The organism is Streptomyces sp. SAS_281 (assembly GCF_052542855.1).
In genome coordinates, this window is record NZ_JBMNDO010000198.1 from 1 (window position 1) to 8,555 (window position 8,555).

The 8,555-nt window shown below is 69.2% G+C and carries 6 protein-coding genes; 5 read left to right on the forward strand and 1 reads right to left on the reverse strand.

Going from position 1 to position 8,555, the window contains the following annotated elements; translation table 11 throughout:
• Positions 1 to 116: 116 nt before the first annotated feature.
• Positions 117 to 2,405 (reverse strand): FAD-dependent oxidoreductase, encoded by a 2,289-nt coding sequence (locus ACN6LM_RS36920; protein ID WP_445069799.1) that lies wholly within the window; start codon positions 2,403 to 2,405, stop codon positions 117 to 119.
• 343 nt (positions 2,406 to 2,748) lie between these two features.
• Here ACN6LM_RS36920 and ACN6LM_RS36925 point away from each other — a divergent pair, with 343 nt between their 5' ends.
• The 5 genes from ACN6LM_RS36925 (at position 2,749) to ACN6LM_RS36945 (ending at position 8,437) form a co-directional block, all read left to right on the forward strand.
• Positions 2,749 to 3,675, forward strand: coding sequence for a carbohydrate ABC transporter permease (locus ACN6LM_RS36925; protein WP_445069800.1), 927 nt, complete (start codon positions 2,749 to 2,751; stop codon positions 3,673 to 3,675).
• Positions 3,675 to 4,595: a carbohydrate ABC transporter permease gene (locus tag ACN6LM_RS36930; protein WP_445069801.1), complete on the forward strand. Its 921-nt coding sequence runs from the start codon at positions 3,675 to 3,677 to the stop codon at positions 4,593 to 4,595. The genes ACN6LM_RS36925 and ACN6LM_RS36930 overlap by 1 nt, the downstream gene beginning before the upstream one ends.
• Before the next feature lie 63 nt (positions 4,596 to 4,658).
• Positions 4,659 to 5,960, forward strand: coding sequence for an extracellular solute-binding protein (locus ACN6LM_RS36935; protein WP_445069802.1), 1,302 nt, complete (start codon positions 4,659 to 4,661; stop codon positions 5,958 to 5,960).
• Positions 5,961 to 6,149: 189 nt separating this feature from the next.
• Positions 6,150 to 7,454, forward strand: coding sequence for a BNR-4 repeat-containing protein (locus ACN6LM_RS36940; protein ID WP_445069803.1), 1,305 nt, complete (start codon positions 6,150 to 6,152; stop codon positions 7,452 to 7,454).
• A gap of 392 nt (positions 7,455 to 7,846) precedes the next feature.
• The gene (locus tag ACN6LM_RS36945; RefSeq protein WP_445069804.1) at positions 7,847 to 8,437 is read left to right on the forward strand and encodes an exonuclease domain-containing protein; all 591 of its coding nucleotides are present in this window, start codon (positions 7,847 to 7,849) and stop codon (positions 8,435 to 8,437) included.
• Positions 8,438 to 8,555: the final 118 nt, after the last annotated feature.

Below are 8,555 nucleotides of genomic sequence, written 5' to 3' on the forward strand. Positions count from 1 at the left end.
GTCAGACCGGCCTCCGTCAGCCCCTCGTACAGCGCGGTGGCGACCGTACGCGCCCTGAGTGCGCGCTCCGGTTCGCGGGGCCGATCTGCCTCCCCCAGCCCCCTTCGCACGTACGGCTACGCGCCGTACGCCTTGAAGGCGAACACGTGCGCCTGCCGTGCTCCGTGCGTCGCGTCGACCACGAGCCGCAGCGCGCCGGTGCGTACGGGACCGCCGTCAGGGGCCTCCAGTGCGTGTACGCGGTGCCGGCGCCGGTTGTCCGTCACCGTCAGGAGCGTGTGCCAGTCGCCGGCGGCGTCGCACCTCTGGACGCGGTAGTCGCGCACGAGCTCCGGCATGACCTCGAACGGGGTGCGGTGGCGGTGCAGATTGTTGAGGTACTCGTCGACGTCGTCGTCGAACACCAGGCGGATCTCGGTGAGCTCCTGCTCGTCGTGCCAGTCGAGACGGAGCCACCGGGCGTCGTCCTCCCGAGCGGAGGACCACATGTTCGGGCCGCCGTAAGGGCGCTGGTGCCCGCCCACGGCCCGTCCGGGCCGGAAGGCCCTGGTGTCGGGTGCCGCCCGGAAGGCGAAGGTCTGCCGGCGCAGGCCGCGGGCCTGCCATTCCAGGACCAGCTGGCCGTCCTCCTCCGGGATGTCGTGGTCGACGCCCGCGTCCCCCTCGGCCTTCCTGCGCAGGGCGAGGACACCATCGGTGCGCTCGGGGAGAAGGACCAGGGCCGTGCCGGCGCAGGCGCGCACGATGAGGATCGCGTTCCCGGGTGTCCCGGGGTGGTGGCCGAGGCGCGCCGTGACCCAGTGGGGGCCGCCGGGCGGGACGGTGACGGTGGTCGTCAGAAGCTGGTCGGCGGGGACCCCGTTCTCCGGCCGGCCCGTGCTCCACAGTTCCACGGTGAGCTCGCGGGGCCCGCCGTCCGGGGCGCCGTGGACGAGCAGGTCGACCGTGTCGAGTGCCGGGTCGACCGGCAGCAGGAGCGCGAGGTCGCGGGTCAGGGGGTACGGGGCGCCGGGCGCGTCCTGCGTGGGTTCCGCTGCCAGACGGGTCAGGCAGGAGGAGGCGGTGACGCGGGCCGCCCGTGCCAGGTTGCCGGGGTCCTCGTCGGCGAGGCCGATCACGGAGGCGTCCTGGCGGAGCAGGGTGCGGTGCACCAGTTCCGGCCGTTCGGACGCGAGCTCCCGGGGGGTGAGGTTCTCGGCGACGCACAGGGCCGCGGCGGTGCCCGCGGCCTCGCCGAGTGTCGCGCAGGTGGCCATGACGCGGGTGGCCCCGAAAGCGATGTGCGTGGCGGAGATGTTGCGCCCGGCGAAGTGCAGGTTCGTGACGTTCGCCGAGTAGAGGGAGCGCAGGGGGATGTGGAAGATGCCGTCTGCGTACCGCTGGCGCGCGCCGGGCTCCTCGGCGTACATGCCCTGTACGGGGTGGAGGTCGACGGACCAGCCGCCGAAGGCGATCCGGTCCTCGAACTGGCGCTGCTGGAGGATGTCCTGCTGGGTGAGGACGTGGTCGCCGAGGAAGCGGCGGTACTCGCGCTTGCCGGGAAGACTGCCGACCCACTCCAGGGTGAGGTTCGCCGCGTCCGGGAACTGCCCGGAGTTCTTGATGTGGTCCCAGACCCCCATGATCACGGCCTGGAGCTCGTCGCGGATGCGCTCGTTGTCGTGGACGGTGTCGAGTTCGCCGCCCCACTCGATCCACCAGTAGTCGCAGCCGTTGTCACCGGTGCGCAGGATGCGGTTGCGCAGGATGGGTGTGGTCGACAGGTCCTTGGCGTAGGCGGGCGGCACGAACTTCACCGGCCGGCCCGTGTCCCTGGTGTGGAAGAGGATCGTTGAACCGAGCAGCGCCTGGTCCGCCTCGGACGGCGCCCAGGGCTCGTCGAACTCGGCCTGCGCCTCACGGCCGATGCGGTAGTGGGCGCCGGCCAGGTGGCCGACCAGGCCGTCTCCGGTGCAGTCGAGGAACTGGCTCGCGTGGAAGGTGATGCGGCGCTCCGAGCCCATCATCCAGCCGGTGCAGGAGTGCACCTCGCGGCTGTCGACGGGACCGCTCGCGTCGACCTCGCGTACGTCGGTGTTGAGGTAGAGGTCGATGTTCGGTTCGGCGCGGACCGCGTCGAGGACGACCTGGTCCCAGTAGTAGGGATTGCCCTCGGGGTTGCGGTACTGGTTCTCGGTGTACAACTCGCCCATGATCCCGGTCTCGCGGGCCCAGCGGTGCACGCCGTGTGCCGTGGCGCCGCAGACCCAGACGCGGATCTCGCTGCTGGCGTTGCCGCCCAGGACCGGCCGGTTGTTGACCAGGGCGACGCGTCGGCCCAGCCGGGCCGCAGCGATGGCAGCGCAGGTCCCCGCCAGTCCGCCGCCGATCACGGCGATGTCGTAATGGACCTCTTCTTCCCGCACGGTGCGGCCTCCTTGGTGTGAAGCTCGGGTACTCCCCGCCGCAGCGGAGCGGCCTTGAACGTACATCACATCCATATTGTGCAACCACTGTTCAACCCATGGGATTGACTGTAAGTTCCGGTTACGGCCACCGGTCTGGCCGTCGTGAGCTGAAGGGCAAGTTCGTGGCACGTGGGGCGTGTTCGCCGGTCCTGTACGGAATCGGTGATTCACCGACGAAAAGGGTTGACGCAGTCGCACGATATGGAGAACGATCCCGCATGCTGCAACTTGGATTCACCGCAGCAGGGACGACGTCCACCAGGGCTCCGGCGCTCCCACCATCACTTGAGAGGACAGACCCATGAGTACGGCCGCACCTCCCCAGAAGGCGCCCCCGCCCGGCCAGCGGACCGGGGGACGGCTCTCCAACGGTGCGTTCGCCCTGCTGCTGACAGCGCCCGGCCTCGCCCTGTTCGCGGCGATCATCTTCTACCCGCTGCTGTCGGCGCTGTTCACCGGCTTCTTCAAGCAGGATCTACGGCTTCCGGGCCGGGAGTTCGTCGGCCTGGAGAACTTCACCTACTGGCTGGACGGCGACTTCTTCACCATCCTCGAGCAGACGCTGGTCTTCACCGTCGGTGCGACGCTCGTCCCGTTCGCGATCGGCCTCGCGCTCGCGCTCGCGTTGAACACCGGGCTCAAGGGCAGCGGCTTCCTGCGCGGCCTGTTCCTGTTCCCCTGGGTGATCCCGGGCGTGGTGGTCTCCTTCCTCTGGATGTGGATCTTCAACGCCAACTACGGGGTGCTCAACGGCGTCCTCATGGAGGCCGGGATCATCGACGAGTCCGTGGCCTGGCTCGGCCGGCCCGGCACCGCGATGCTCGCCGTGATCGTCACCAAGACCTGGGCCAGCTTCCCCTGGATGATGGTGATGCTCCTGGCCGGACTGCAGACCGTCCCCAAGGAACTGCACGAAGCGGCCTCGATGGACGGGGCGGGCTCGATCCGGCGCTTCTTCGCCGTCACCTGGCCGCAGCTCCGCGGTGTCGCCTCGATCGTGCTCCTGCTGGAGTTCATCTGGAACTTCCAGCACTTCGACACCATCTACGTCCTCACCGGCGGCGGCCCCGCCGGCACCACCGAGACGTTCGCGACCGCCGTCTACCAGACCGCCTTCAAGGGCTTCGACATCGGCCGGGCCACCGCGCTGGGCGGGCTGTGGATGCTGCTCCTGCTCCTCCTCGTCGTCGTCTACCTCAGGATCACCGAGCGGAAGGGCGACGCCTGATGACCTCCACCACCTCCACCCCGCTGTCCGCCGCCGACCGGCCGCAGCCGTCCGCCACGCGGACCGGGCACAGCACCCGGCGCCGTATGCGCAAGGACCTGCTGCGCTCGCGGATCGCCGCCTGGAGCGCGGTCGTCGTCATCGGCGCCTTCGGCCTGCTGCCGGTCTACTGGCTGCTCGCCACCGCGCTGAGCACGCCCGAGTCGACCTTTCAGTTCCCGCCGAAGCTGATACCCACCGATCTCACCCTCAGCAACTTCACGGCCCTGGCCGAGAACGACCAGCTGATCAAGTACATGATCAACTCGCTCGTCGTGGCCTCGATCACCGCCGTGCTGAGCGTGATCGTCGCCACGTACATGGGCTACTCGTTCTCCAAGTTCCGCTACCGGGGGCGCCGGTCGCTGATGCACCTGGTGCTGGCCTCCCAGATGTTCCCCCAGGCGCTTCTGCTGGTGACGCTGTACACCGTCTTCTCCACCTTCGGCATGCTCAACACGTACACCGCCCTGGTGCTCTCCTTCACCACGTTCACCATGCCGCTGTGCGTCTGGATGCTGAAGGGCATCTTCGACACCATCCCGGACGCCCTGCTGGAAGCGGCGTCCATCGACGGCGCGTCCCGGTGGCGGACACTGCACTCCATCGTGGCGCCGCTGGCCGCGCCGGGGATGATCGCCGCCGGCCTCTTCGCCTTCGTGCGCGGCTGGAACGACTTCATCTTCGCGCTGACCCTGGCCGACAAGGAGAAGCAGACCCTGCCCCCCGGACTCGTCTCCACCTACATCGGCGAATTCCAGACCGCCTGGCCGCAGCTGATGGCTGCCTCGCTCGTGGTGTCGGTCCCCGTGATCGTCGCCTTCATGTTCCTGCAGCGCTACCTCGTCGGCGGCATGACCGCCGGCTCGGTCAAGAGCTGAACCAGCCGGTTCGGCCCGCGCCCCCCACGTACCACCCCTCCCGCACACTCCCATGGAGAGATCATGACCACCTCTGGCATCAGCCGGCGCGGCGCGCTGCGCATGTTCGGTATCGGCGCGCTCGGTGCAGCGGGCGCCGGTGTGCTCGGCGCCTGTGCGCCGTCCGGCGCCGGCTCCTCGTCCAACGGCGGCGACCCGAAGTCGAAGAACTTCGACTTCACCTCCTGGTCGCTCAACGAGGAGGCCGCCAAGCCCTCGATCGAGAAGATCATCGCGGCATGGGAGAAGGCCGAGAAGTCGAAGATCCGCGCGGTCTCGTACCCGTACAACGAATACCTGAGCCAGCTCACCCTCAAGCTGGGCGGCGGGGAGACGACAGGCGCGGTGCACCTCGACATCGCCTGGCTCGCCGCGATGGCTCAGATGGGGAAATTGGTCGACCTGGGATCGGTGGCCGGCAAGGGCGGCTACACGGACGTGGCGCTGAAGAGCGGTATGTACGACGGCAAGCAGTACGGGCTGCCGTGGAACACCGGATCGATCGGCGTGATCGCCAACTCACAGCTTCTGGAGAAGGCCGGGATCAAGAAGCACCCCACCACCGTCGACGAGTTCGAGGCGGCCCTGCGCGAGCTGAAGGGGCTCGGCGGGGGAGTCGTGCCGTACGCCGCCGCCACCAAGGTGGCGCAGCTCAAGGACATCTTCCCGTGGATGCAGACGTTCGGCTGCAAGCTGCTCGACGGCGGGAAGGTCACGATAGGCGATGACGCCTCGGTCGACGCGGTCACCTGGTACAAGAAGCTGCACGACGAGAAGCTGATCGCCGCAGACGTGGACCGCTTCGATGCCCGTGCCCTTTTCGGGCAGGGCAAGGCCGCCTTCTACGACGACGCGATCATCGGCAAGGGCGTGACCTCCGCCCAGTCGAAGGACAAGACGCTGGCCGGCGCCATGCAGCCGATGGAGCGCCCGGTGCTCAAGGCCGGGGACACGCCGCAGGCGCTGCTGTGGGGCGGTGTGATCGCGATCGTGCAGGGCAAGGGGCAGGACGCGGCGACGGAGTTCGCGCTGCACACCACCACCGACCGGGCCACCACCTCGGAGTACTTCGCCGCGCGCGCACTGCCGCCGTCCACCACCGCGGGTCTGGCCGCTCCTGAGGTCGCCAAGGACACCTTCACCACGGAGTGGACCGAGAAGATCACAAAGACCGCGACCGGCAGCCCGTTCTGGCAGTTCGCGCAGAATTCCCAGATCGAGGAGGCCGTCGCCAAGCAGGTCCAGGCCGTCCTCGTCGGCACGGCGAAGCCGAAGGACGCGATGAAGCGGGCCGGCGAGGAGGCCGCCGCGCTCATCAAGCGCTGAGCCGAGCGCCGTGGCCCTGGCCCGGCGAGCGCGGCACGCTTTGCCTGGCCCGCGGCCGGGCAGGCGCGTCACGCCTCGCCGGGCCCCGCTCCGTCCCACCCCGCACGACGACCGCGCCGGCGTGGCGGAGTGCCGCCGCCGTTCGCGTCCTCTCCCACGCCCGCATCAGCACCCGCGAAGGAGCTCAAGTTGCGACGCCTCACGGTACGTATCCACACCGCCCTGGCCGCGGCCCTCGCCGGTCTTCTCCTGCCCGCCCCCGCCGCGGGGGCCTCCACCGCGCAGACCTCCGTAGCCGCGGTGACCGTGGTCGAAAAGGTCCCGTACGCGATGGACGCGTCGAACCAGGCCGCTTGGTGGACGCCGGTCGCCACGTACAAGGGCCGCGGGCAGTACACGTACTTCGCCTTCAACGAGCCGGGCTCGACGGCCGCGACGCACCGGCCCGCCATCGCACGGCGCGACCCGGACGGGGTCTGGAGCCGGCTGCCGCTGCTGAACAGTGACGGGCAGCAGGCCGAGTTCCCCGACGACAACGGCCACAACCAGCCGTCGGTGGCCCGCGACGGCAGCGGTCGCCTGCACGTCTTCACCTCCATGCATGCCGACCCCTGGCGCTACTTCCGCACCGAGGCTCCCGGCGGGAACGTCACCGACCACGCGTCCGAACTGCCCGACCAGGGCGTGGGCATCACCTACCCGGTCGTCACCACCGCCCCCAACGGCGACCTGTACCTGGCCGCCCGTGTCGGTACCGGCTCCGACCAGCGCCCCGGCAAGCTGTACCACTGGGACAACGCCAACTCCCGCTGGAGCGTCGTGGCGACCTTCGCGAGTGCGCTCCACCGCTCCGTGTACCCCGACGACCTCGCGGTGGACGCGTCAGGCCGCGTGCACCTCCTCTACGAGTGGGCGAAGGCGCCGGCGACCGCGTTCCGCCACCAGCTCTCGTACCTGTCCTACGACCCGTCCACCGGCGCCTTCGCGGACAGTACGCACATGACCGTCACCACCCCGGTCACGCCCGCCACCTCCGACGTCGTCCAGGACCTCACGGCGGGCGAGGAGTGGAGCATCGACAACGCGTACACCGGCCCCGCGGTGCAGAGCGCCAAGCTCACCCTCGACGGCTCCACCCCGAAGGTCGCCTACCGCTACCGCTCGGCGGTCAGCGGTGGTCACTTCCGCGTGTACTACGCCTATCCGAGCGGTAGCGGCTGGATCGGCAAGACCGTCTACGCCGGAGGACAGACCGCGGCCGCCCTCGGCATCACCTGGGACGAGACGGACACCAAGCGGGTCTACTACGTGACCACCTCGGGTACCGACCGGGTCTTCGCGGCGACCCAGTCGGCGGACGGGATGTGGACCGCGCAGTCGGCCGCGCCGGGGGTGAGCGCCGACCGGCTCGCGGTGCGACGGGATTCGGACGGTCGCGATGTGCTCTACCTGCCGGATGCCGCTCACAACGCCTTGTATTACGCGACGCGCTGAGGCGTCTAGCGGCTTGTCGCTGTCCGTACGGGGGAGGCCGGTCTCTTCCATGAGCAGGGCCCAGAACCTCACCGCGGCGGTGTTGTCGAAGCAGGATCCGGTACGTTCGCAGCCCTGGCGCAGGAGCAACTCGGCTATGCGATAACGGAATCAGGTCAAGGTGTACTCACTGCCACGGTCGCTGTGGATCACGCAGCCGGATCGCAGCCCACGCGGCCGGGGGCATGTCGAGTGCATCGACGACGAGCTCGGCGCGGTGGTGGTCCCACAGATCATCTACGGAACGACTGCAAGCCGTGAGATTCGCGTCGGAGGAGTCAGTGACGGTGACGGCGTGGACCGGCGGAAGAACTGAGGTGCCGTAGCCCGCGAGCGTCCCTACCCTCGGTCCCATGCGCCACGCATCCGCCCTGCTGAACGTCATTGATGTGGAAGCCACCTGTTGGGACGGGCCGCCGCCGCCCGGCTCTGTGAACGAGATCATCGAGATCGGTCTCACCGTCGTGGACCTGGCGGCAGGGCGCCGTGTGTCCCGGCACCGTGTCCTGGTCCGACCCGTCCGATCGATGGTGAGCGACTTCTGCACTGAACTGACGGGGCTGACGCAAGCTGAGGTGGACCGGGGGGTCTCCTTCGCCGAGGCATGCCGGATCCTCGTCGAGGAGTACGAGGCTGGAGAGCGCCCCTGGGCGAGCTGGGGCGAGTACGACCGTCGGCAGTTCGCTCGGCAGAGTCAGGCTGACGAGGTGGCCTACCCGTTCGGCCATCCGACGGAGCGCACCCACACCAACGCCAAGGCCGTATTCACCGCGGCCTACGGGCTGCGCAGGAAACCCGGCATGGACCAGGCTCTGCAGATCGCCGGACTGCCGCTCGAGGGACGTCATCACCGCGGCGAGGACGACGCGTGGAACATTGCCGCACTCATCCTCGACCTGTTGGGCCGCGGGGCATGGCCGGGTACGGCGGCCACAGCTTTCTAAGGGCTGTCCCGCAATTCCCGGCGGGCGCACGACGACAGCCACGGCACCTCGCCGCGTTGTCGAAACGCCCGAATACATCCAGTATGCGGGCGCCTCTCCGCCTTGCGATGCACCGCAT